Origin of the sequence: Actinoallomurus sp. NPDC050550 (assembly GCF_040655075.1) — a bacterium.
GTDB lineage: Bacteria > Actinomycetota > Actinomycetes > Streptosporangiales > Streptosporangiaceae > Actinoallomurus.
The window spans coordinates 79,476-101,249 of the sequence record NZ_JBFAJC010000039.1 but is presented as its reverse complement, the minus strand read 5'-3'; the positions used below and the strand labels follow the sequence as shown (position 1 = coordinate 101,249).

The following is a 21,774-nucleotide window of genomic DNA, read 5'->3' as shown; positions in this document are numbered from 1 at the left end:
GGGCTGGGCGCGTTACCCAACGCCAAACACACCAAGGCCAAAATAAGCCCCCCCCAAACAAAAACCCCCCCCCCCCCAAGAACCAGAAACAACAACACAAAACCCCCCCCCCCCCCCCGCCGGCTCACCCGGCGGCGCGAACGACCAGTCCCCGGTCAGGCGAACTCGACCTGGGGCAGCAGCGGGCCGCCGGCGATGAGGTCGGCGGCCCGTTCGGCGATCGCGATCGTCGGGGCGTTCGTGTTGCCCCGGGGCACTGCGGGCATGACCGACGCGTCGACGACGCGCAGCCCGTCCACACCGCGCACCCGCAGCTCCGGATCGCAGACCGAGCCCTCCGCACCACCCATGGCGCACGTGCTGGTGGGGTGGTACAGCGTCACGACCTGGCCACGGATCCAGTCGGTCAGGTCTTCGGCCTCCTCCACGGGGGCGTACTCGCCACCGGTCATGCGGGCCAGCGGGCCACTCGCCGCGATCTCCCTTGCCTGCCAGACCCCCTCGCGGAGAACGTCAAGATCGGCGGCGTCGCCCAGGTAGTTCGGGTCGATCAGCGGCTTCCATCGCGGGTCGGCCGAACGCAGGGTCACGCTGCCGCGGCTCGCCACCGCGACGGCGGTGGCGAACACCGAGATGATCCGCTTGTTCGGGTCGGTCAAGCCCTGGTCCAGGAACGGCGTCGGCAGCACGTGGTACTGCAGGTCCGGAGCGGGCAGGTCGGCCTGGGTCCGCACGAAACCACCCGCCTCGGCGACATTGGAGGCGTACGGGCCGCGGCCCAGCATCTGCCACATCAGGACGCTTCGCGTGTTGACGCTCTCCCAGATCGCCTTCTTCCTGGGGGTGTGCCATAGAACCGGGACCATCGGATGGTCCTGGAGCCCGGTGCCGACCGCGGGCAGGTCCACGACGACGTCGATTCCGAGCGAGCGCAGATGGTCGGCGGGCCCCACCCCCGACAGCATGAGGACCTGCGGTGAGTTGACCGCGCCGCCGGAAAGGATGACCTCGCGCCCGGCGGCGGCCCGCTGCTCCGACCCACCGCGCAGGTAGGCGACGCCCGTCGCCCGGCCGTCCTCGATGACCACCCGGGTGACGAGCGCGTCGGTCAGCACGGTGAGGTTGGGACGCTCTTTGGCCCGGGCGAGGTAGGCGTCGGCCGTCGACCAGCGGCGGCCGCGCCGCTGCGTCACCTGGTAGAACCCCACCCCGTCCTGCTCGGCCCCGTTGAAGTCGGTGGTGGCGGGCAGGCCGAAGGCCGTCGCCGACTCGACCCAGGCGCGGGTGAGCGGATGCTTGTAGCGCAGGTCCTCGACGCGGAGCGGCCCGCCGACGCCGTGGTAGTCCGACGCGCCCCGCTGCTGGTCCTCCGCGCGCAGGAAGTAAGGGAGCAGGTCGGCGTATCCCCAGCCTTTACAGCCGTACTCGTCGCGCCAGGTGTCGAAGTCGTACCGGTGCCCCCGGATGTAGATCATGGCGTTGGTCGACGAGCTGCCGCCGAGGGTCCGGCCGCGCGGCCAGTAGACGCTGCGGTCGGCCGCGTGCGGCTGCGGCGTGGTCGTGTAGTCCCAGTCGTACTGGCTCTTGAACAGCGCCGAGATCCCCGCCGGAATGTGGATCTCCGGGGCGTCGTCGGGCGGCCCGGCCTCCAGGAGCAGGACCTTCGTCCCGGAGTCCGCACTGAGCCGCTCGGCGAGCACACAGCCCGCGCTGCCGGCACCGACGATGACGTAGTCGTACACGGCCGCCTCCACGCCTTGAGAGCTCTGCGCGAAACACTATCGATCACGGACGATCCCGGACAGTGCGTACGGCGGCGGCCTCGGCGTTCTGCGGGACGGGCGTCCGTTGGCAATTGAGACGAACACTTTCCCGGTGCTCTGGCCAACGGCGCCGATCTTCCGCAACGAGTCGATCTCATCTCTGGCGGCGGGGCGCCGGTCGGTGCCACGATTCGTCCCATTACCTACGCTTTACCGTAAGAAGGGCAATTCGTTGCGCAAACTGGCCATCGGTACCCTCATCGGCTTGGCCGCCGCCTCGATCGGGGCGGCGGTTCCGGCGGACGCGGCCGCACAGCCGCGCCTCGACAAGCTGGTGAAACTCAAGGACATCCGCCAGCACCAGAAGGACCTGCAGACGATCGCCACCTACAACGGCGGCACCCGCGCGGCAGGCGAGCCGGGCTTCGAGATCTCCACCAAGTACGTCGTGAAGCAGCTGAAGAAGGCCGGATACCACCCCACGGTGCAGGACTTCCCGTTCGACTACTACAAGGAGAAGACGCCCGCCGTCTTCGACCGGCCCGGCGGCCCCTCGTACGTCTACGGCACCGACTACGCGACCCTGGACTTCTCCGGGTCCGGTGACGTCACCGCCGTCGCCACGGCGGTCGACCCGGCGGGCGCCGGCGTCGGCAGCGGCTGCGAGGCCGACGACTTCGCCGGCCTCCCGAAGGGGAACATCGCCCTCGTCAAGCGCGGCGGCTGCAACTTCTCGGTGAAGGCCGGCAACGCCCAGAACGCCGGTGCCGCCGCCATCGCGATCTACAACGACGGCGCCTCGCCCGAGCGCATGGGCCCGGTGCAGGGCACCGCCAGCACGCCGTGGAAGATCCCGGTGATCGGCCCGACCTACCAGCTCGGCACCGACCTGGTGAAGGCATCGGCGTCCGGCTCGCTGAAGCTGCACATCAAGACCGACACGTTCAGCGAGCAGCGCACCGCGCACAACGTCATCGCCGAGACCAAGCGCGGCCGCGCCGACAACGTCGTCGTCATGGGCGCGCACCTCGACAGCGTCACGGCCGGCCCCGGCATCAACGACAACGGCAGCGGCACCGCCACGATCCTCACCATCGCCGAGCAGATCAACAAGCTCGGCAAGGGCATCAAGAACAAGGTGCGGTTCGCCTTCTGGGGCGCCGAGGAGGAGGGCCTGCTCGGCTCCGAGTACTACGTCGCGCACCTGACCGCCGACCAGAAGGCCAGGATCGCCCTCAACCTCAACTTCGACATGCTCGGCTCGCCCAACGGCCGACGCGGCGTGTACGACGGCGACGACTCCGAGGGCGCCGGCACCAACCCGCCCGCCGGCTCCGGCGCGATCGAGAAGGTCTTCACCGACTACTACGGCAAGCGGAAGCTGGCGACCTCGCCGAGCGCGTTCGACGGCCGCTCCGACTACGGGCCGTTCATCGAGAACGGCATCCCGGCCGGCGGCCTCGACTCCGGCGCGGAGAAGCTGAAGACCGCCGACGAGGCGAAGATCTACGGCGGTGAGGCGGGCAAGGCGTACGACCCCTGCTACCACCAGGCATGCGACACGTACGCCAACGTCAACACCACCATCCTCGACCAGCTCGCGGACGGCGCCGCGTACGCCGCTCAGGTGTTCGCGGGCAGCACCCTGCCGGTCAACGGCGGCCGCGTCGCGGCTCCCAAGGCCGCCCGCGCCCACGTGAAGCACGCGCCCGCCGGTCGCTTGCTCGCCTGACCCGAGCGGCGAAGGCAGATCCCCGGCCCGGCCGGACGGCCACCCGCTCGCCCGGGCCGGACGGCCACGGCAGGTCACCGACCGGGCCGGACGGCCAAGACGGGTCACCGTCCCGGCCGGACGGCAGCCCGCTCGGCGGCGGCCGTCCGGCCGGGCGATCTCGGCACTCGTTAGTGTGACCGCATGGCGAAAGAGCGCGATGACCAGCCCGTCGTCCTGTCGAAGATCTACACGCGGACCGGCGACGACGGTACGACCAACCTCGGTGACATGAGCCGTACGGCCAAGACCGACCCGCGGCTCGTGGCCTACGCCGACGTCGACGAGGCGAACAGCGCCATCGGCGTCGCCCTCGCAATGGGCGGACTGCCCGAGGACATCGCCACCCTGCTCACCCGGGTGCAGAACGACCTGTTCGACGTCGGTGCGGACCTGTGCGTGCCGGTCGTCGCCGAGCCGGAGTTCCCGCCGCTGCGGGTCACCGACGACTACGTCACCCTGCTGGAGCAGGCCTGCGACGAGCACAACGCCGACCTGACCAAACTCCGCAGCTTCATCCTGCCGGGCGGCACCCCCGGCGCCGCGCTGCTGCACGTTGCCCGTACGGTCGTCCGCCGTGCCGAACGCTCGGCGTGGGCGGCGCTCTCGGCGCACGAGGACATGAACCCGCTGACCGCGAAATACCTCAACCGGCTGTCCGACCTGCTCTTCATCCTCGCCCGCAAGGCGAACGCCGAGCGCGGCGACGTGCTGTGGAAGCCCGGCGGCGAGCGCTGACCGTAGGTGATCAGGTGATGGGCGGGCCGACCGAAAAGCGGCCCGACGACCTGGCGGCGAACGCCTCAGGCGATGGGCGGGTCGGCCGAAAGCTCCAGCCGGACGGTGGTGAACGTCTTAGGTGATGGGTGAGCCCGGTGGGGCGGCCTCGAGCCAGGCGAGGAAACCGGTCAGCGCCGCCCCGCCCATCGCCAGCTCGACCACGGTGCCGTTGCCGTCCTGGAGCTCGACGATCCCGGCATCCGGTTGGAGGGCGGCCTCCTCCTCGGCCTCCGGTTTGCGGCGGCCGGAAACGACGAGGCCCCGGCGGTGTACGACCCGCCGGGGCCTCAGCCGAATACCGAAAATCGCGAACCAGAGCAGCTCGTCGCCGTTGTACCGGCCGATGCCGAGCCGCCATACGCCACGGCCATGGGGATCACGCAGACTGCACTCGACCGTGCCGCCGCGGCGTTCGAGCAGCCAACGCCGCAGCGACAGCAGGGCGAACGCGGCGAGCACCGCCACCAGGACGACAACGACCAACTCGCCGATGTCCCACGCCAGGTGCTCGCTCACTCCCCCCTGCTTCCCCCAAACCACCCGTGACGGTCAGACCTCTTCGCCGGCGGCCCGCAGCCGCGCCCGCGCACGACGCTGCTCGACCGCGGCCTCCTCGCCCTCCAGCCCGGAGACCCGCTCGTACTCCGACCGAGCGGCGGCGAGATCGATCTCGCCGCCCAGCTCGGCGTACTCGGCGAGTACCGAGACCTCGTCGGAGGCGACCGAGAAGAAACCGCCGGAGACCATCGCGGAGATGACCGCCTCGTCGTCGGCGGGCTTGATCCGCACGACGCTGCCGTCCACCAGCAGACCGAGGACCGGCGCGTGACCGGGCAGGATGCCCATCTCGCCCTCGATGGTCTTGGCGACGACCATATCGGCTTCGCCGGCCCAGATCTCACGCTCCGGTGAGACGAGCTCGACGTGCAGCTTTGCCACTTGTTCTCCTCCGAACGCCTCGCGGCGTTACTTCTGCAGCTCCTGGGCCTTCTTCTCGGCCTGCTCGATGTCGCCGACCATGAAGAACGCCTGCTCCGGGAGGTGGTCGTACTTGCCCTCGGTGATCGCCTTGAAGGAGGCGATCGTGTCGCTCAGCGGCACGTTCTCACCCACCTGGCCGGTGAACGCCTCGGCCATGTACATCGGGTGCGACAGGAACCGCTCGATGCGACGGGCGCGCTCGACCGTGACCTTGTCCTCTTCCGCGAGCTCGTCGATGCCGAGGAGGGAGATGATGTCCTGCAGCTCCTTGTAGCGCTGCAGGATCCGCTTCACCGACTGGGCGACGTCGTAGTGCTCCCGGCCGAGGATCACCGGGTCCATGATCCGCGAGGTCGAGTCGAGCGGGTCCACCGCCGGGTAGATGCCCTTCTCCGTGATCGCACGCGAGAGCACCGTGGTGGCGTCGAGGTGCGCGAAGGTGGTGTGAGGCGCCGGGTCGGTGATGTCGTCCGCGGGCACGTAGATCGCCTGCATCGAGGTGATCGAGTGACCGCGGGTCGAGGTGATCCGCTCCTGCAGCTCGCCCATCTCGTCGGCGAGGGTCGGCTGGTAACCCACGGCGGACGGCATACGGCCGAGCAGCGTGGACACCTCCGAACCCGCCTGGGTGAACCGGAAGATGTTGTCGATGAACAGCAGCACGTCCTGGTTCTGCACATCGCGGAAGTACTCCGCCATGGTCAGCGCGGACAGGGCGACCCGCAGACGGGTGCCCGGCGGCTCGTCCATCTGACCGAAGACGAGGGCCGTGTCCTTGAGGACGTCGGCCTCCTTCATCTCGATGAGAAGGTCCGTGCCCTCACGGGTGCGCTCACCGACGCCCGCGAACACCGACGTACCACGGTGGTTACGGGCGACACGGGTGATCATCTCCTGGATGAGCACCGTCTTGCCCACACCCGCGCCGCCGAACAGACCGATCTTGCCGCCCCGGACGTACGGGGTGAGCAGGTCGATGACCTTGATGCCGGTCTCGAGGATCTCGGTCTTGCTCTCGAGCTGGTCGAACGCCGGCGCGTGCCGGTGGATCGGCCAGCGCTCGGTGACCTCCAGCGACGCGGTGGGCACGTCGAGGGACTCGCCGATCGTGTTGAACACGTGGCCCTTGACGACGTCGCCGACCGGCACCGAGATCGCGGAACCGGTGTCGACCACCGGGGCGCCGCGGACGACGCCGTCGGTGGGCTGCAGCGAGATGGCGCGGACCATGTTGTCGCCGATGTGCTGGGCGACCTCAAGGGTCAGTGTCCGGCTTCGGTCACCGATCGTGACCTCGATCTGCAGCGCGTTGTAGATCTCCGGCATCGTCTCGACGGAGAACTCCACGTCGATGACGGCGCCGGTGACGCGGGCGACACGGCCCGTCGCCGTGGCTGTTTCTACCGAAGCAGTCATGGTGACTCTCACTCACTCCCCGCGGAACTCTCGGCGAGCGCGTTAGCGCCACCGACGATCTCGCTGATTTCCTGCGTGATCTCGGCCTGACGGGCCTGGTTCGCCACTCGCGTCAGGTTCTCGATCACATCGTTGGCGTTGTCGGTCGCCGACTTCATCGCCCGCCGTCGCTGCGCGTGCTCGGAGGCTGCCGCCTGGAGCAGCATGTGCCAGATCCGGCTCTCGATGTAGTTCGGCAGGAGGGCGTCGAGCACGGTGTCGGCCGACGGCTCGAACTCGTAGGCGGGCAGCACACCCTCGGACTGCTCCGACGGGGCCTCCTCGGCCTCTTCGATCTCCAGCGGCAGCAGGCGGCGGACCTGCGCCGTCTGCGTCAGCATCGACACGAACTCGGTGTAGACGACGTGGATCTCGGCGACCCCGCCCTCCTCGGCGGGCTTCTCGAACTCCGCGACGAGCGTGCGGCCGATGGCCTCGGCGTTCGCGAACCGCGGGTTGTCGCTGAATCCGGTCCACTCGCCCGCGAACTCACGCTCGCGGAAGCGGTACCAGCCGACACCCTTGCGCCCGACGATGTACGGGACGGGCTCCTTGCCCTGCTCCCGCAGCAGCGTCATCAGACCCTCGGCCTCACGGATGACGTTGGCGTTGTAGCCGCCGGCGAACCCGCGGTCGCTCGTGATGAGCAGCACGGCGACTCGGTTGCTGTCGGTCCGCTCCGTCAGCAGCGGGTGGCCGACACCGACGTTGTGGCTGACCAGCGCCGAGATGGCACGCGTGATCTGCCGGGCGTACGGCCCCGACTCCCGAACCCGCTGCTGCGCCTTGACGATCCGGGAGGAGGCGATGAGCTCCTGGGCGCGCGTGATCTTCGCCATCGACTTGGTCGTGGCGATCCGGCGCCGGATCGTCCGAAGCTGGGCACCCATGCCTTACTTCTTCCTCACGCGGGTGATCTTCTCCTGCTCGACGTCACCCTCCTCGATCGCCTCGACCGACTGCTCCTGGAGCAGCAGACCGTGGTGGGTCGTCTCGAAGCCCTTCTTGAACTCCGCGATGGAGTCCTTCAGGGTCGCGATGGCGTCGTCGTCGAACTTGCCGGTCTCCCGGATGCTCTCCAGCAGACCCGCGTTGTTGCGCCTGACGGAGTCGAGGAACTCGTCCTCGAACCGGCGGATGTCCTCGACCGGCACGTCGTCCAGCTCACCGGTGGTGCCGGCCCAGATGGAGACGACCTGCTGCTCCATCGGGTACGGGCTGTTCTGCGGCTGCTTGAGCAGCTCCACCAGCCGGGCGCCGCGGTCCAGCTGGGCGCGCGACGCGGCGTCGAGGTCCGAGGCGAAGGCGGCGAACGCCTCCAGGTCACGGAACTGCGACAGGAACAGCTTGAGGTTCTTCGTGGCGCCGCGCATCGCCTTGGTCATCGCGGCGCCGCCGACGCGGGACACCGAGATACCGACGTTGATCGCCGGGCGGACACCCTGGTTGAACAGGTCGGTCTCGAGGAAGACCTGGCCGTCGGTGATCGAGATGACGTTGGTCGGGATGTACGCCGAGACGTCGTTGCCCTTTGTCTCGATGATCGGCAGACCCGTCATCGAGCCGGCGCCCATGTCGTCCGACAGCTTCGCGCACCGCTCCAGCAGCCGCGAGTGCAGGTAGAACACGTCACCGGGGTAGGCCTCACGGCCCGGCGGGCGACGCAGCAGCAGCGAGATCGCGCGGTAGGACTCCGCCTGCTTCGACAGGTCGTCGAACACGATCAGGACGTGCTTGCCCTCGTACATCCAGTGCTGGCCGATGGCCGAGCCGGTGTAGGGGGCGATGTACTTGTAGCCCGCGGGCTCGGACGCGGGAGCCGCCACGATCGTGGTGTACTCCAGCGCGCCGGCCGCCTCGAGCGTGGCCCGCACCTGCGCGATCGTCGAGCCCTTCTGGCCGACCGCGACGTAGATGCAGCGGACCTGCTTGGTCGGGTCGCCGGTCTCCCACGCCTGCTTCTGGTTCAGGATCGTGTCGATCGCGACCGTCGTCTTGCCGGTCTGCCGGTCACCGATGATCAGCTGCCGCTGACCACGGCCGATCGGCGTCAGGGCGTCGATCGCCTTGATGCCGGTCTGCAGCGGCTCGCCCACCGGCTGACGCTGCATGACGCCCGGCGCCTGCAGCTCCAGCTCGCGGCGGCCGCTCGTCTCGATTGAGCCCTTGCCGTCGATCGGGTTGCCCAGCGAGTCCACGACGCGGCCGAGGTAGCCGTCGCCGATGGGGACCGACAGGACCTCGCCGGTCCGGCGGACCTGCTGGCCCTCTTCGATCTTCGAGAAGTCGCCCAGGATGACGACACCGATCTGCCGAACGTCAAGGTTCAGCGCGATGCCGCGCGTGCCGTCCTCGAACTCAAGGAGCTCGTTCGCCATCGCCGAGGGCAGGCCCTCGACGAAGGCGATGCCGTCGAAGCACTCGACGACGGTCCCGATCTCCTCGCGCGCGGCGGTCTCCGGCTCATAGGCCTGGACGAAGCGCTCGAGCGCGCCCCGGATCTCCTCCGGCCGGATCGTCAGCTCCGCCATGTCTTCTTCGTCTCTCTCCGTGAGTCCGATGCTGGTTTCAGCTCGACCGTTCGATTCGCCGGCGGACGTCTTCCAGCCGGCGAGCGATGGTGCCGTCGATTTCCTCGTCCCCGATCTGAACGGAAATACCGCCCACAACCGCGGGATCTACCTCGATGTTCAAGTGGACGTCTCGCCCGTACTGCGCCGAAAGCGCGGTCGTGAGCCGGGTCCGCTGCCGGTCGTCGAGCTCGACCGCCGTGCGGACGAGCGCGACCAGCCGGTCCCGGCGCTCGGCCGCGATCCGGCCGTAGGTCTCGAGCGCTCGCTCCAGACTACGTCCTCGGGAATGCGTCACCGCCTCGGAGACCAGTCGCACCGTCGCCGCGGTGGTCTTGCCCTCCAGCAGCGTGGTCACCAGCTCGGCCTTGCGCTCGCCCGGCACCCGCCGGTCGACGAGCACGCCGCGCAGCTCCGGCTGCGCCTCGACGATCCGCCCGAACCGGAAGAGCTCGTCCTCCAAGTCGTCGATCCGCCCCTGCTGCTCGGCACCCGCCGCGACAGCGGTCACGGCGAGCTCCTCGACCGCGTCGGCCAGCGCGGTGGACCGCGCCCACCGCAGCCGTACGACCTCGGCGACGAAGTCGCGGACCGCCACGGCGACCCGGCCGTCGAGCACGCCCGCGGCCAGCGCGGCCCGCCGATCGGCCGGCTGGGCCGGATCCGACAGGGCCCGGCGCAGCACGTGCTCGCGGTCGAGCAGGTGCAGCACGGCGAACAGCTCGTCGCCGAACGCCGCCGGGTCACCGGCGGACAGGGCGGCCTCGAGCCGCTCCCTGGCCTCGACGAACGAGGCCCTGCTCGCGCCGATCATCGGTTACGCCCCCGCCCGAGCGCGGTCCTCGAGCTCGTCGAGGAACCGGTCGACGGTGCCACGGCGCCGGGTCTCGTCCTCCAGGGACTCGCCGACGATGCGGCCGGCCAGCTCGACCGAGAGCTGCCCGATCTCCGCGCGGAGCTGGGTGAACGCCAGCTGCCGGTCGGCGTCGATCTGGGCGTGCGCCTGATCGACGAGCCGCTGCGCCTCGGCCTGAGCCTGGTCGCGCAGTTCCGCGATGATCTGCGCGCCCTGCTCGCGCGCCTCCTCGCGGATCCGTGCGGCCTCCTGTCGGGCCTCGGCCAGCTGCGTCTGGTACTGCTCGAGTGTCTGCTGGGCCTCGGCCTGTGCCTCCTCGGCCCGCTTGATCCCGCCCTCGATCGCGTCAGTACGCTCTTCGAGCGTCTTCTGGATGCGCGGCACGAGGACCTTGCCGAGGAAGAACAGCACGACGAGGAACGCGAAGATACCGACGACCATCTCCGCCGCGTCGGGCACCAGAGGGTTCGGGTTCTTCGTGTTCTCGGCGAGAAGCCCGGCGGCGTGTTCGGCCAAAAACATGGCGTGCACAGCCTTCCGTCAGTGAGCCTGGCTCAGGAGGTGTAAATGAAGGGCGCGACCAGACCGATGAGGGCGAGCGCCTCGGAGAACGCGAAGCCCAGCAGCATGTTGGTCCGGATCACGCCGGTCAGCTCCGGCTGGCGGGCGATCGCGTTGACGCCCTGACCGAAGACGATGCCGACGCCGATGCCCGGGCCGATGGCCGACAGGCCGTACCCGATGCTCTTGAGGCCCGGGTTGATGTTGACCTGGTCAGCGGCGGCGGCGAGGATCTGCGACATTCCTTTTCCTTTTCACTCGGCCGGCGGTACGCCCGCCGGTCATGTCCTGGGGTAGTGGGGTTCAGTCTCAGTGGTCGGCGTGCAGGCCGGCGCTGATGTAGAACGCGGCCAGCAGCGTGAAGACGTAGGCCTGCACCGCCTGGATGAACAGCTCGAAGGCGGTCATGACGATCGTCAGGACCACGCCGAGCACGCCGACCCCGAAGCCGGCGGGGGTGACCTTCTCCCACAGGAAGTGGAAGCCGACGGTCGCGAACAGCGCGATCAGGATGTGACCGGCGAACATGTTCGCGAAGAGCCGGACCGCGTGGGTGAAGGGACGGATGAGGAAGACCGACACGAACTCGATCGGGATGACGATGAGGTACAGCGCCGCGGGCAGATCCGGCGGCATCGTGGAGTTCTTCAGCAGGCCGAAGAAGCCCTGGTTCTTGACGCCGACGACCCAGAAGGTCAGGTAGATCAGCACGGCGAGGACCATCGGAAACGCGATCCGAGAGTTCACCGGGAACTGGGCGAACGGGATGACCGACATCAGGTTGCCGATCCAGACGAAGAAGAAAAGGGGCACCAGCAGGCGCATCCACTTCTCGGCGTCCTTACCGAGGAACGGCCGGCCCATCTCGTCGCGGACGAAGATGTACGCCACCTCGCCGAGGTTCTGCACGCCGCGCGGGACGAGCTTCGGCTTGGCGAACGCCGCCCAGAAGAAGGCGACGACGACCACCATCACGAGGAGGCTGAGCACCATCGGCTTCGCGACGGCGACCGAACCGATGTGGAAGAGGGGCTTCCACTGGAAGAGCCAGAGCCCAGGGGCTTCGAAGTCCTTGGCGAGGACGTGCGGCGCACTCACCCGGCGTTCCTTTCGCAGTCGTAGCTCATCAAGGCGGCAACCTTGCTGTCGTCTCGGTGGGCTACGGCTCCGCCGGACGCACTCAGCGTCCGTAGCGGGCGTAGACCAGGTAGCCAGCGAAGACCAGACCGAACACCAGCCCGATGGGGAACAACGCTGACAGGTGCAGCCAGCGAGCGAGCAACCAGCCCGCTCCGCCATAGACCAGCATCCCAGCCACGATGGTGGCAGGTGCGGCCGACACGTCGTTGGCGAACTTGCGGTTCTCCGCTTCGCTGGGCTGACGCCCATTCCCGGTCATCGCGTCTCGGACGATAGCAGGCCACCTCCCGCATAGTCATATTGGAGTAGTCCATTGTCATCATCCGCCCGACTTCTCCTGGTCGCGCGACCGGGGGGCGGTTTCCGTATAGGGCGTCTTCGCGTTGATCGTGGCGTTCGTCTCGGCGGCGAGCCAGACGAGCGTGAGGGCGAGGACGGTCCAGCCGAAGGCGTGCGCGTTCCAGGCGGTCACGCCCTTGAACGCCGCGATCAGGGCGAACACGGCGATGAACTTGATCAGGAAGCTGATCAGGCCCGCCATCATCATCAGCTGCTGGGAAATTTTCGTGACATAGCTGACGACAAGCACCCCGAGGGTGAAGAATACGAGAACAACCGCGACACCGATCGCGGAGCCGAGGGCTCCCTTCGCCCCGGCGAGCGCCAGGCCGGCGAGGATGGCCACCAACCCGACGATGCCAGTCGGGATCGCGGCGCCACGGAGGATCCGGGCGTCGTTGGAGTGCATGAGTGCTCCAAGGTGTTCACGGTGGGTGTTCGGTTGCCCGTTCGTGAAAGCTATCACAAGCTTCTCACAGGTTGGAATTACCTGCCAAGTAACGGTAAAGTCCGCAGGTCAGGCGGCCTGTCGAGGACGCTTGTCCGAGGGGGTCTGCGTCGTACGATGCCGCCTCCCGTGCGGCCGCAGTTGCGGGAACGCCATCACCACGAGCGCCGCGATCGCCACGACACTCGCGGCGGCCAGCACGACCAGCGGTGACTTGGCCGCGGACAGCGCGACCACCCCGAAGGAGAACAGCGCCGTCCAGAGGTACATCACCAGCGCGGCGCCCCGGTGCGAGTGACCGAGGTTGAGCAGCCGGTGGTGCAGGTGCTTCTTGTCCGGCGCGAACGGCGACCGCCCGCCGTACGTCCGGCGGACCACCGCCATGAGCATGTCGGCGTACGGCACCACCAGGATCGCGACCGGCAGCAACGGCAGAATCGTCGGGAACCGGTTGATCGACCCCTTCAGCGCCGCCGGGTCGAACCCGGACACGGTGATCATCGACGTGGCCAGCAGCAGCCCGATCAGCATGGACCCGGTGTCGCCCATGAAGATCCGTGCCGGGCTGAAGTTGTGCGGGAGGAACCCGACGCACATCCCGGTGAGGACCGCCGCGATCAGCGCCGGTGCGCTCTGGTGATCCAGGTGCGCCACGACCGTGACCAGGTAGGCGTACACGAAGAAGGCCATCGCCGAGACGCCCACGATGCCGGCGGCCAGACCGTCGAGCCCGTCGATGAAGTTCACGGCGTTGATGGTCGCGACCACGATGAGGATCGTCAGCGGCACGCCGTACGACGGCGGCAGCGCGAGCGTCTTGCCGGGCAGCGGGATCCACAGCAGCTGGACACCGTTCATGATGAGCAGCCCGGCCGCCGCGACCTGACCGGCCATCTTGGTCAGCGCGTCGATCTCCCACCGGTCGTCGGCCATGCCCACGACGACCAGCAGCCCGCCGGCCGACAGCAGGCCGATCCACGTGGAGTTCTCGGTGAACACCTTGTGGAGATGGGGCAGGCGCGAGGCCATCAACATGGCCGCGCACAGCCCGAAGAACATCGAGAGGCCGCCCATCCGCGGCGTGGGGATGGCGTGCACGTCCCGGTCACGCACCGGCGTCATCGCCTTGAAGGCGATCGCGAACTTCCGCACCAGGGGGACGAGGAGGTAGGTGACGATCGACGCCGTCAAGAACGTGAGGATGTACTCCCGCACCGCCCACCTCCCTTCACCGTCGCCGAGCCTGCCGTGCGGGACACAACTCTATTGCGGATCAGGGAGCGGCGAGAGTCACTCGCCCTCTCGCGGCGCCGACCGGACCCACGTGTCGCCCAGTGTTCACCTACGCCCGAAGGGGACAAGGCCGCCCTTCCAGGACTGCTACGGTCCATGATCGTCAACCCCCGTACCCAACACGGAGGATCAGTGCGTCGCATCGCGACTCATCTCGCCGCCGGGGCCGCCGCGGCCACCGCGGCCATCGCCCTCCTGGCAGCACCGGCCACCGCCGCGACACCGGCGAGCGGTGACCGTCCCCTTCGAGGCGCTCGGCCGCTCGTCACGATCGAGGCCCTGAAGCACCACAAGTGGAAGACCAGCGGCTCGTCCGGTGTCGCGGGCGCAACCGCCCAGGGCACCTGGGCGCGCTTCACGTCGAAGGGCAAGAAGAAGGTCACCCTCTACATCAAGCTCAGGGACACCAGGCCGAAGGACAAGCTGAAGCCCGCCCTCGGGATCAAGATTCCGGGTCAGCCCGAGTACTTCCTGTTCCTCGACCCGGGCCAGAACGCCGGTGCGGGCACGCTGACCTTCACCGCCACCAGCGTGAAGGTGCGCGAGGCGGTCGGAACGCCGATGTCGTCCACCTACTTCAAGCCGTCCAAGCTCGGCAAGAAGTTCAAAACGCTCTTCTGACCCAAAACCCGTCTTAGCGGAAGGGCCTCGCGGCGCGGCGGGCCCTTCCGCTTTCAGGTATACGCCGACCCCCGCCCCGAGTCGACGGACTTCTGCGCTCCGCTCTTAGAGTCCTGTGAGCCCTCCACGGTTCCGTCCTTTTGCGGCCAATAAGCCGACATATAAAAGTTAAAGATGATCTTCTAAGAACTGATACGGTCCTTGATCGTTCATCCCGTATCGATCACGGAGGATCAATGCGTCGTATCGCGACTCTTGTCGCAACGGGGGCCGTCGCAGCGGCTGCGGCCGTTACTCTCACCATCTCGCCCGCCAGCGCCGCCACCAACGGCTTCGGTGGCATCAGCGACACCGGCGTCGGCGCGTCGGCCGTGTCCGCCACAGCCACGCACGGGTGGAAGACCCACTACACGAAGCCCGCAGGCGTCTCCGGCAAGGGCTACTACAGCCTGTCGAAGAGCCGGCGGCTGAGCTTCTGGGGCCAGGTCACCGACAACCGGTCGGGCAAGTACTACGCCTGTGTCCGATTCAGGGCGTTCGACTCGCACGGCCGGAGCGTCATCCAGACGATCCGTAACCCCGTACACCACTCGACGGGGACCTTCGGAAAGTTCACGAGCAACTTCGCCGTCTACCACCTGTGGATCGCCAAGTGCGACGCGACGAAGACCGCCACGAAGAGCGTGCACTACACCGGCGCGTGGTACCACAAGTTCTGAGCGTGACCGCATGAGCGAGGGCCCCGCGATCGGCGGGGCCCTCGTTTTGCTTCCATCCCATTTGTCCATAACGGACGGAATGGGTGGAATGCTAAGATCGTCGCCCGTACCGCGAAAGCGATCCTGGAGGGATCAATGCGGCGAATCGCGACGGCAACCTTGGCAGCCGGCATCGTCATCACGGCGTTCTCGCTGACCGTGAAACCGGCGGATGCGGCAGTCGGGTTCTGGCGGACGGTGGGACTGTCCGGCGTCGACGCCTTCGGCTTCTACAACACCGAGGCGACGAAGGTCACGCTGAACTTCGACCTCAAGGACACGAAGAAGGACGGCTACAGCGCCGCCCTCCGCTTCACCTTCACCGGCACCAAGAAGCAGAAGGACGACGTGCGGGTCGTCGCACTCCAGGGCGACCGCCTCCAGGACAAGTGGCAGACGCTGACGTCCACCCGCCTCAAGCACCTGTACATCCAGGAGTGTCGGGGCACCTGGAGCAAGGGCAAGTTCAGGATCAAGAAGTGCGCCGGCTGGCGCCAGCACTACTGATCCCCTTCCGCCCCGACGACTCCATGACTCCGTGGACGGTGGGCGGACGTCAGCGGTCGGTGGGCGGAGTGTCCTTGTCGGCGTCCGTACGCTCCGAGGAAGCAGGAGTCTTCGCGTCCGCATCGGTCATCGGCGAACGCCCGTTCTGCGAGCCCTCAGCGGCCTTCGCGGAGTCATCGCCGGTCGGCGGTGTGTCCTTCTCGGCGGCCGTACGACCCGGTGATTCGGCCGCCTGCGGTTCGGCCTCCGTACTGGCGGAACGCGCCTCCTGCGCCTCCTCAGCGCTCTTCTCGGCGGTCTCGGGGGCCGCGGCGTCGGCCGGCTCCGGGGCCGGTTCGTCCTCGTCGCTCAGCAGGACGCCGCAGACCTCGCGGAGGCGCTCCTCGGAGATGGCGCCCGCGCGCAGCAGGCGCGGCACCGCGCCCGTCAGGTCGACGATCGACGAGGGCATCGCGTCGCCGCTCGGGCCGCCGTCCAGGTAGACCGCGACCGAGTCGCCCAGCTGGGTCTCCGCCTCCTCCGCCGTGCGGGCCGGGGCGGCGCCGGACCGGTTGGCGCTGCTGACGGCCATCGGGCCGGTCTCCTTCAGCAGCTCCAAGGTGAGCTGGTGCAGCGGCATCCGGATCGCGACGGTGCCCTTGGTCTCGCCGAGGTCCCACGCGAGGGTGGTGTTGGCGCGGCACACGATCGTCAGCGCGCCGGGCCAGAACTCGTCGATCAGGTCCTGGCCGTACGTGCCGAGGTCGTCGACCAGGGCCTGCGCGGCGCGCACCGATCCGACCAGGACGGGGGCGGGCATGTCGCGGCCACGGCCCTTGGCGTCGAGCAGGCCGGTCACCGCCGAGGGCGTGAACGCGTCGGCGCCGATGCCGTACACCGTGTCGGTGGGCAGCACCACCAGCTCACCTCTGCGGACCACCGAGACGGCGTCCGCGATCCCCTTCGTCCGCTCCAGCGGGTCCGAGCAGTCGTATCGTCGGCTCACGCCCGCCATTCTTCCACCGCCGCACCCGCGCCCGGACCAGGATCGTCCAGTGACCGGCTGCTCAGTCCGTGCCGAGGCGGGCGGTGACGAAGCGGTCGCGGCCGGTGAGGTCCTTGTGGTTGCGGACGTCGCGCCAGCCGAGCTCCTCGGCGAAGATCCAGTAGACGGGGTGGCCCTGGAGGTCGCTGTGCTCGACCGCGCACCAGCCGCCCGCGCGCAGCAGCCGCCGGGCGGTGTGCTCGACCACGCGCATGGCGTCGAGGCCGTCGTCTCCCCCGCCCCACAGGGCCGCCGCCGGATCGAAGTCGCGGACGTCCTCGGGGACGTACTCCCACTCTGACATGGGGATGTACGGCGGGTTGCTCACGACCAGGTCGACCTTGCCGTCGAGCTCGTGCAGCGCGTCGCCGAAGTCGCCGAGGTGCAGCTGGACGCGGCCCCGCTCGTCGAGGTCCTCGACGTTGCGGGCGGCATGGACGTAGGCCTTCGGGTCCTTCTCGACCGCGTGGACGCGGGCGCGGGGGACCTCCTGGGCGATGGACAGGGCGATCGCGGCCGAGCCGGTGCCAAGGTCGACGACGAGGGGGTCGCCGACGTCCATCTTGTGGAGCGTGTCGATGGCCCAGCCCGCCATGACCTCGGTCTCCGGGCGGGGGACGAACACGCCCGGTCCGACCTTCAGCTCGAGGTAGCGGAAGAACGCCCGGCCGGTGATGTGCTGGAGGGGCTCGCCCGCCTCACGCCGCGCGATGCCCTCCCAGAACCGCGCGTCGAAGGCGGCATCCGGCACGGTGTGCAGCTCGGCGCGCTTGACGCCGTGCACGAAGGCCGCCAGCTCCTCGGCGTCGGCACGCGGGGACGGAACTCCGGCGGCGGCCAGGCGTGCCGTCGCGCGGGCGATCTCGTCGGACAGCAGGTGGGTCATGTGGCTTCGGCGAGTCTTTGCTCCATGTCGGCGTCGACGAGGGCCTGAGTGACGTTGTGCAGGTCCCCGTCGAGTACCTGGTCGAGGTTATATGCCTTGTAGCCCACGCGGTGGTCGGAGATGCGATTCTCCGGAAAGTTGTAGGTCCGAACCCGCTCGGAACGGTCAACCGTGCGCACCTGGCTCTTGCGCTCGGCCGACGCGGCGGCCTCGGCCTCCTCCTGGGCCACGGCGAGCATCCGCGCGCGCAGGATCCGCATCGCCTGCTCCTTGTTCTGGAGCTGGCTCTTCTCGTTCTGGCAGGAGACGACGACGCCGGTGGGCAGATGGGTGATCCGGACGGCCGAGTCGGTGGTGTTGACGCTCTGGCCGCCGGGGCCGCTGGAGCGGAACACGTCGATGCGCAGGTCGTTCGGGTCGATCTGGACGTCGATGTCCTCGGCCTCGGGCATGACGAACACGCCCGCGGCGCTGGTGTGGATGCGGCCCTGCGACTCGGTGGCGGGGACGCGCTGGACGCGGTGCACGCCGCCCTCGTACTTCAGGCGCGCCCAGACGCCGTCCTCGGACCCGCGGGACTTCACCGCCACGGTGACGTCCTTGTAACCGCCGAGGTCGGAGTGCTGGGCGTCGATGATCTCGGTCTTCCAGCCGGCGCGCTCGGCGTAGCGGAGGTACATCCGCAGCAGATCGCCGGCGAACAGCGCGGACTCCTCGCCGCCCTCGCCGGCCTTGATCTCGAGGATGATGTCCTTGTCGTCGTTGGGGTCCCGCGGCACGAGCAGCCGCCGCAGCGTCTCCTCGAGCTCGGCGATGCGCTTGTCCAGGTCGGCCGCCTCCTGCTCGAAGACGGGGTCCTCGGCGGCCAGTTCGCGAGCGGCGGCCGCGTCGTCCTGGGCGGCCCGCAGGTCGCGGCCGGTCTCGACGATCGGGCGCAGCTCGGCGTACCGCTTGCCCAAACGGCGGGCCGCGGCCTGGTCGGCGTGCACCGACGGGTCGGCGAGGCGCTTTTCGATGTCGGCGTATTCGCCGATCAGATCGTCGAGATTCACGTCAGGTCCTCGGTTTGGCGTAGTCGATCGCAGACAGCCGTAACGCCGGCCGGAAGTATGCGTCTCCGGCCGACGCAGCGGTCTGGCCTACTTCTTGTTGCCGCCCGCGGCCTTCTTGCCGAAGCGCTTCTCGAAGCGCGCCACGCGACCACCGGTGTCGAGGATCTTCTGCTTGCCCGTGTAGAACGGGTGGCAGCTCGAGCACACGTCGGCGTGGATCACGCCGTTCTGCGCGGTGCTACGGGTCTGGAAGGTGTTCCCGCACGTGCACGTCACGGTCGTGACGACGTATTCGGGGTGGATCTCAGGCTTCACTACTTCTCCTCGCTTCAGGCGGTCGCCGGGTCATCCCAGAGGGAATTCGGGGATGTGAACCGGTACCACAGCGCGTACCAGTGTGCCAGAGACGACAACATACCGAGGCCACCGGGCATTCCCGGCCCCTAGCGCAGGGGCGCGCCGACGTCCTGTAGGTGGCCGAGCGCGTGGGCGTACGACTCGATCAGGCCCTCTTCGGCGTACGGGAGGCCGAGGCGCGCGCAGTGCTCGCGTACGAGGGGCTGCGCGGTGCGCAGGTTCGGGCGCGGCATGCTGGGGAACAGGTGGTGTTCGATCTGGTAGTTCAGCCCGCCCAGGAACCAGTCGGTGAGGAGGCCGCCGCGGACGTTCCGGGAGGTGAGGACCTGCTTGCGGAGGTGGTCCCAGCACTCGTCCGGGCCGGGCATCGGCATGCCCTTGTGGTTCGGGGCGAACGAGCAGCCGAGGTGGACGCCGAGCACCGCCTGGTGGACGAAGATGAACGCGACCGCCTTGCCCGGCGACATCACGCTGAACACGAGGCCGAGATAGGCGGCGAAGTGCAGGGCCAGCAGCACCATCTCGAGGAGCGCCATCCGACGCTGCCGTGCCCCGCACCGGCCACGCGCCGCCGCGATGACGGACTGGACGCTGGAGACCTTGAGGTTGAACCCTTCGAGGAGCAGCAGCGGGAAGAACATCCGTCCCTGGTTGCGGGTGAGCCATCGGATGAAGGCGCCGCGCCGGTCCGCGGCCTGCTCGGCGGTCCAGACGAGCACGCCGACGCCGACGTCGGGGTCCTTGTCGACGTGGTTGGGGTTGGCGTGGTGCCGGTTGTGCTTGTCGGTCCACCAGCCGTAGCCGAGACCGAGGCCGAGGTTGCCGATCAGCAAGCCCATGAGCTTGTTCACGCGGCGGGTTCCGGCGATCTGCCCGTGACCGGCGTCGTGCCCGACGAAGTACAGGCGGGTGGTGAGGATCGCGGCGGGCACGGCCAGGGCGAGTTGCCACCATGAGTCGCCGACGAAAACGACCAGGGCGAACGCCGCGCCGTACAGCAGCAGGTCGAGCCCTACCGTGACGGTGTAGCGCAGGGTGCGCCGGTCCAGCAGACCGGCGGCGCGCACCTCCTGGATCAACGGCGCGAAGTCGCCCCTGGGCATGGTGGCGGTCTTGGGCATGCGGGAGTCTCCTCGCGTTCGTGGGGTTCGTACAGTACTGACTGTCACGACACGCTATGAACCCACCAACGCCGCTCCCAGCCGGTGAGCACCCTATGAGGCCGGAGGTATGCCCCCGGTAAAGAGTGGTGCTGGCACCACCATCGGCCGGTCCGCAGGCCCAGTGACCGGAACGCCTCCTCCCGGCACGCTCGACCGTGAATGATGAGGTTTGATCGGGAGGGAACATGAAGATCGGTGCCGCCGTGCTCGCGGTCGTACGGGGGTTCGCGCTGGCGTTGCTCGCGATGCTCGGCTCGCTGGTGTTGTTCGTGTTTTTCGTCGTGTCGTTCGCGCTGTCGATCCCCGGCCTCGGGATCTTCCTGGTTCCGGTGGTGACCGCCGTCGTACGGGGTTACGCGAACCTGCGGCGGCGGCTGGCGTACGAGTGGTTCGGCGTGGAGATCAAGTCGCCGTACAAGCCCAAGCCGCGCTTCCGCCGCGGGCCGGTCGGCGTCGTGCAGCGGTACCGCTGGATCGTGTCCGACCCGGCGACCTGGCGGGACGTGCTGTGGCTGATCGTGGACGCGACCGCGGGCTTCACGATGGGGATCTTCACCTTCGCCCTCCCGATGTACGGCCCGTACGGCTGGGTGCTCGCGGCCGGCGTCTGGAAGCCGATTTTCAACAGTGGCGGCGGCGACTGGTACACCTTCGTCCACGTCGTGGACCAGCACACCGCGAACAAGGCGGCCCTGCTCGGCGTCGCGTACTCCGTGCTCGGACTCCTGCTCGCCCTGCCGATCATGAAAGGGCATTCCGTGCTGGCGCGCGGGCTGCTCGCGCCGACACGGCAGCGGGAGCTGGAGCTTCGGGTGGCGCACCTGACCGAGTCCCGCTCCGACGCCCTCGACACGCAGGCGGCCGAGCTGCGGCGGATCGAGCGTGATCTGCACGACGGCGCGCAGGCGCGGCTGGTCGCCATGGGCATGAGCCTGGGCGCCATCGAGCACCTGATGGAGCGCGACCCGGAGAAGGCCCGCAGGTTGCTGGCGGAGGCGCGCGAGTCGTCCTCCAAGGCCCTCACCGAGCTGCGGGACCTGGTGCGCGGCATCCATCCCCCGGTCCTGGCCGAGCGCGGTCTCGGCGACGCCGTGCGCGCGCTGGCCATGGCGAGCCCGCTGCATACCGAGGTCACGGTGGAGCTCCCGGGCCGGCTCGAGGCGCCGATGGAGTCCGCCGCGTACTTCGCCGTCTCCGAGGTGCTCACCAACGCCGCCAAGCACTCCGGCGCCCAGCGCGTCTGGATCGACATGCGGCACGAGGACGACCGGCTGCGGATAGTGATCACCGATGACGGCCAGGGCGGCGCGGACCTGTCCGGCGGCACGGGACTGCGCGGAATCGAGCGGCGGCTCGGTACATTCGACGGTGTCCTCGCCCTGAACAGTCCCGTGGGCGGCCCGACGATGGTCACGATGGAGTTGCCGTGCGTCCTGTCCTCCCCCTGAC

Annotated in this window: 24 protein-coding genes; 6 read left to right on the top strand and 18 right to left on the bottom strand. The window is 68.7% G+C overall.

Going from position 1 to position 21,774, the window contains the following annotated elements; genetic code table 11:
* Positions 1 to 155: 155 nt before the first annotated feature.
* Positions 156 to 1,742, bottom strand: a complete 1,587-nt coding sequence (locus AB0I04_RS38480; RefSeq protein ID WP_360896441.1) for a GMC family oxidoreductase N-terminal domain-containing protein — start codon at positions 1,740 to 1,742, stop codon at positions 156 to 158.
* Positions 1,743 to 1,995: 253 nt separating this feature from the next.
* Between AB0I04_RS38480 and AB0I04_RS38475 the strand changes: the two genes are divergently transcribed.
* Together AB0I04_RS38475 and AB0I04_RS38470 are read left to right on the top strand one after the other, a co-directional pair.
* Complete coding sequence (locus AB0I04_RS38475) at positions 1,996 to 3,495, top strand: M20/M25/M40 family metallo-hydrolase (protein WP_360896438.1); 1,500 nt, start codon at positions 1,996 to 1,998, stop codon at positions 3,493 to 3,495.
* A 183-nt stretch (positions 3,496 to 3,678) separates the two neighbouring features.
* A complete protein-coding gene (locus AB0I04_RS38470; protein WP_360896435.1) occupies positions 3,679 to 4,272 on the top strand; it encodes a cob(I)yrinic acid a,c-diamide adenosyltransferase in 594 nt (197 codons plus the stop codon).
* A gap of 117 nt (positions 4,273 to 4,389) precedes the next feature.
* Here the strand turns inward: AB0I04_RS38470 and AB0I04_RS38465 are convergent, their stop codons facing one another.
* From AB0I04_RS38465 to AB0I04_RS38410, 12 genes are all read right to left on the bottom strand, one after another.
* A complete protein-coding gene (locus AB0I04_RS38465) occupies positions 4,390 to 4,830 on the bottom strand; it encodes a DUF2550 domain-containing protein (RefSeq protein ID WP_360896432.1) in 441 nt (146 codons plus the stop codon).
* A gap of 33 nt (positions 4,831 to 4,863) precedes the next feature.
* Positions 4,864 to 5,253: a F0F1 ATP synthase subunit epsilon gene (locus AB0I04_RS38460; RefSeq protein ID WP_360896429.1), complete on the bottom strand. Its 390-nt coding sequence runs from the start codon at positions 5,251 to 5,253 to the stop codon at positions 4,864 to 4,866.
* 27 nt (positions 5,254 to 5,280) lie between these two features.
* On the bottom strand, positions 5,281 to 6,711 hold the full coding sequence (atpD, locus tag AB0I04_RS38455) for a F0F1 ATP synthase subunit beta (RefSeq protein WP_360896427.1): 1,431 nt from the start codon (positions 6,709 to 6,711) through the stop codon (positions 5,281 to 5,283).
* An 8-nt stretch (positions 6,712 to 6,719) separates the two neighbouring features.
* The gene (locus AB0I04_RS38450; RefSeq protein ID WP_360896424.1) at positions 6,720 to 7,640 is read right to left on the bottom strand and encodes a F0F1 ATP synthase subunit gamma; all 921 of its coding nucleotides are present in this window, start codon (positions 7,638 to 7,640) and stop codon (positions 6,720 to 6,722) included.
* 3 nt (positions 7,641 to 7,643) lie between these two features.
* On the bottom strand, positions 7,644 to 9,281 hold the full coding sequence (atpA, locus tag AB0I04_RS38445; RefSeq protein ID WP_360896421.1) for a F0F1 ATP synthase subunit alpha: 1,638 nt from the start codon (positions 9,279 to 9,281) through the stop codon (positions 7,644 to 7,646).
* 37 nt (positions 9,282 to 9,318) lie between these two features.
* Complete coding sequence (locus AB0I04_RS38440) at positions 9,319 to 10,134, bottom strand: F0F1 ATP synthase subunit delta (RefSeq protein WP_360896418.1); 816 nt, start codon at positions 10,132 to 10,134, stop codon at positions 9,319 to 9,321.
* Between the two features lie 3 nt (positions 10,135 to 10,137).
* Positions 10,138 to 10,698 (bottom strand): F0F1 ATP synthase subunit B, encoded by a 561-nt coding sequence (locus tag AB0I04_RS38435; RefSeq protein ID WP_360896415.1) that lies wholly within the window; start codon positions 10,696 to 10,698, stop codon positions 10,138 to 10,140.
* Between the two features lie 32 nt (positions 10,699 to 10,730).
* Positions 10,731 to 10,979: an ATP synthase F0 subunit C gene (atpE, locus tag AB0I04_RS38430; RefSeq protein ID WP_360896413.1), complete on the bottom strand. Its 249-nt coding sequence runs from the start codon at positions 10,977 to 10,979 to the stop codon at positions 10,731 to 10,733.
* Positions 10,980 to 11,046: 67 nt separating this feature from the next.
* On the bottom strand, positions 11,047 to 11,835 hold the full coding sequence (gene atpB, locus AB0I04_RS38425) for a F0F1 ATP synthase subunit A (RefSeq protein ID WP_360896410.1): 789 nt from the start codon (positions 11,833 to 11,835) through the stop codon (positions 11,047 to 11,049).
* Between the two features lie 82 nt (positions 11,836 to 11,917).
* Positions 11,918 to 12,136, bottom strand: a complete 219-nt coding sequence (locus tag AB0I04_RS38420; RefSeq protein WP_252778877.1) for a hypothetical protein — start codon at positions 12,134 to 12,136, stop codon at positions 11,918 to 11,920.
* 60 nt (positions 12,137 to 12,196) lie between these two features.
* Positions 12,197 to 12,562 (bottom strand): hypothetical protein, encoded by a 366-nt coding sequence (locus AB0I04_RS38415; protein WP_360896406.1) that lies wholly within the window; start codon positions 12,560 to 12,562, stop codon positions 12,197 to 12,199.
* 171 nt (positions 12,563 to 12,733) lie between these two features.
* The gene (locus AB0I04_RS38410; protein WP_360896403.1) at positions 12,734 to 13,879 is read right to left on the bottom strand and encodes an MraY family glycosyltransferase; all 1,146 of its coding nucleotides are present in this window, start codon (positions 13,877 to 13,879) and stop codon (positions 12,734 to 12,736) included.
* A 210-nt stretch (positions 13,880 to 14,089) separates the two neighbouring features.
* Here AB0I04_RS38410 and AB0I04_RS38405 point away from each other — a divergent pair, with 210 nt between their 5' ends.
* The 3 genes from AB0I04_RS38405 (at position 14,090) to AB0I04_RS38395 (ending at position 15,843) form a co-directional block, all read left to right on the top strand.
* On the top strand, positions 14,090 to 14,578 hold the full coding sequence (locus AB0I04_RS38405) for a hypothetical protein (protein ID WP_360896400.1): 489 nt from the start codon (positions 14,090 to 14,092) through the stop codon (positions 14,576 to 14,578).
* Between the two features lie 236 nt (positions 14,579 to 14,814).
* The gene (locus AB0I04_RS38400; protein WP_360896397.1) at positions 14,815 to 15,297 is read left to right on the top strand and encodes a hypothetical protein; all 483 of its coding nucleotides are present in this window, start codon (positions 14,815 to 14,817) and stop codon (positions 15,295 to 15,297) included.
* A 135-nt stretch (positions 15,298 to 15,432) separates the two neighbouring features.
* Positions 15,433 to 15,843 (top strand): hypothetical protein, encoded by a 411-nt coding sequence (locus AB0I04_RS38395; RefSeq protein WP_360896394.1) that lies wholly within the window; start codon positions 15,433 to 15,435, stop codon positions 15,841 to 15,843.
* A 49-nt stretch (positions 15,844 to 15,892) separates the two neighbouring features.
* Here AB0I04_RS38395 and AB0I04_RS38390 read toward each other — a convergent pair whose 3' ends face one another.
* From AB0I04_RS38390 to AB0I04_RS38370, 5 genes are all read right to left on the bottom strand, one after another.
* Positions 15,893 to 16,828 carry an L-threonylcarbamoyladenylate synthase gene (locus tag AB0I04_RS38390; RefSeq protein WP_360896392.1) on the bottom strand — a complete coding sequence of 312 codons (936 nt, stop codon included), beginning with the start codon at positions 16,826 to 16,828 and terminating at the stop codon, positions 15,893 to 15,895.
* A 61-nt stretch (positions 16,829 to 16,889) separates the two neighbouring features.
* A complete protein-coding gene (gene prmC, locus AB0I04_RS38385; RefSeq protein WP_360896389.1) occupies positions 16,890 to 17,753 on the bottom strand; it encodes a peptide chain release factor N(5)-glutamine methyltransferase in 864 nt (287 codons plus the stop codon).
* Positions 17,750 to 18,805, bottom strand: coding sequence for a peptide chain release factor 1 (prfA, locus tag AB0I04_RS38380; protein ID WP_360896386.1), 1,056 nt, complete (start codon positions 18,803 to 18,805; stop codon positions 17,750 to 17,752). The genes prmC and prfA overlap by 4 nt, the downstream gene beginning before the upstream one ends.
* Positions 18,806 to 18,892: 87 nt before the next feature.
* Positions 18,893 to 19,120: a 50S ribosomal protein L31 gene (rpmE, locus tag AB0I04_RS38375; protein WP_360896383.1), complete on the bottom strand. Its 228-nt coding sequence runs from the start codon at positions 19,118 to 19,120 to the stop codon at positions 18,893 to 18,895.
* 128 nt (positions 19,121 to 19,248) lie between these two features.
* The gene (locus AB0I04_RS38370) at positions 19,249 to 20,283 is read right to left on the bottom strand and encodes an acyl-CoA desaturase (protein WP_360896380.1); all 1,035 of its coding nucleotides are present in this window, start codon (positions 20,281 to 20,283) and stop codon (positions 19,249 to 19,251) included.
* A gap of 227 nt (positions 20,284 to 20,510) precedes the next feature.
* Between AB0I04_RS38370 and AB0I04_RS38365 the strand changes: the two genes are divergently transcribed.
* The gene (locus AB0I04_RS38365; protein WP_360896377.1) at positions 20,511 to 21,773 is read left to right on the top strand and encodes a sensor histidine kinase; all 1,263 of its coding nucleotides are present in this window, start codon (positions 20,511 to 20,513) and stop codon (positions 21,771 to 21,773) included.
* Position 21,774 lies beyond the last annotated feature (1 nt).

What these genes read in the sequence shown, in the direction of transcription:
- AB0I04_RS38470 (WP_360896435.1), top strand. Translation starts at nt 3,679, where the DNA reads ATGGCGAAAGAGCGCGATGACCAGCCCGTCGTCCTGTCGAAGATCTAC.
- atpD (WP_360896427.1), bottom strand. Translation starts at nt 6,711, where the DNA reads ATGACTGCTTCGGTAGAAACAGCCACGGCGACGGGCCGTGTCGCCCGC.
- AB0I04_RS38450 (WP_360896424.1), bottom strand. Translation starts at nt 7,640, where the DNA reads ATGGGTGCCCAGCTTCGGACGATCCGGCGCCGGATCGCCACGACCAAG.
- atpA (WP_360896421.1), bottom strand. Translation starts at nt 9,281, where the DNA reads ATGGCGGAGCTGACGATCCGGCCGGAGGAGATCCGGGGCGCGCTCGAG.
- AB0I04_RS38440 (WP_360896418.1), bottom strand. Translation starts at nt 10,134, where the DNA reads ATGATCGGCGCGAGCAGGGCCTCGTTCGTCGAGGCCAGGGAGCGGCTC.
- AB0I04_RS38435 (WP_360896415.1), bottom strand. Translation starts at nt 10,698, where the DNA reads ATGTTTTTGGCCGAACACGCCGCCGGGCTTCTCGCCGAGAACACGAAG.
- atpE (WP_360896413.1), bottom strand. Translation starts at nt 10,979, where the DNA reads ATGTCGCAGATCCTCGCCGCCGCCGCTGACCAGGTCAACATCAACCCG.
- AB0I04_RS38420 (WP_252778877.1), bottom strand. Translation starts at nt 12,136, where the DNA reads ATGACCGGGAATGGGCGTCAGCCCAGCGAAGCGGAGAACCGCAAGTTC.
- AB0I04_RS38400 (WP_360896397.1), top strand. Translation starts at nt 14,815, where the DNA reads ATGCGTCGTATCGCGACTCTTGTCGCAACGGGGGCCGTCGCAGCGGCT.
- AB0I04_RS38395 (WP_360896394.1), top strand. Translation starts at nt 15,433, where the DNA reads ATGCGGCGAATCGCGACGGCAACCTTGGCAGCCGGCATCGTCATCACG.
- prmC (WP_360896389.1), bottom strand. Translation starts at nt 17,753, where the DNA reads ATGACCCACCTGCTGTCCGACGAGATCGCCCGCGCGACGGCACGCCTG.
- AB0I04_RS38370 (WP_360896380.1), bottom strand. Translation starts at nt 20,283, where the DNA reads ATGCCCAAGACCGCCACCATGCCCAGGGGCGACTTCGCGCCGTTGATC.
- AB0I04_RS38365 (WP_360896377.1), top strand. Translation starts at nt 20,511, where the DNA reads ATGAAGATCGGTGCCGCCGTGCTCGCGGTCGTACGGGGGTTCGCGCTG.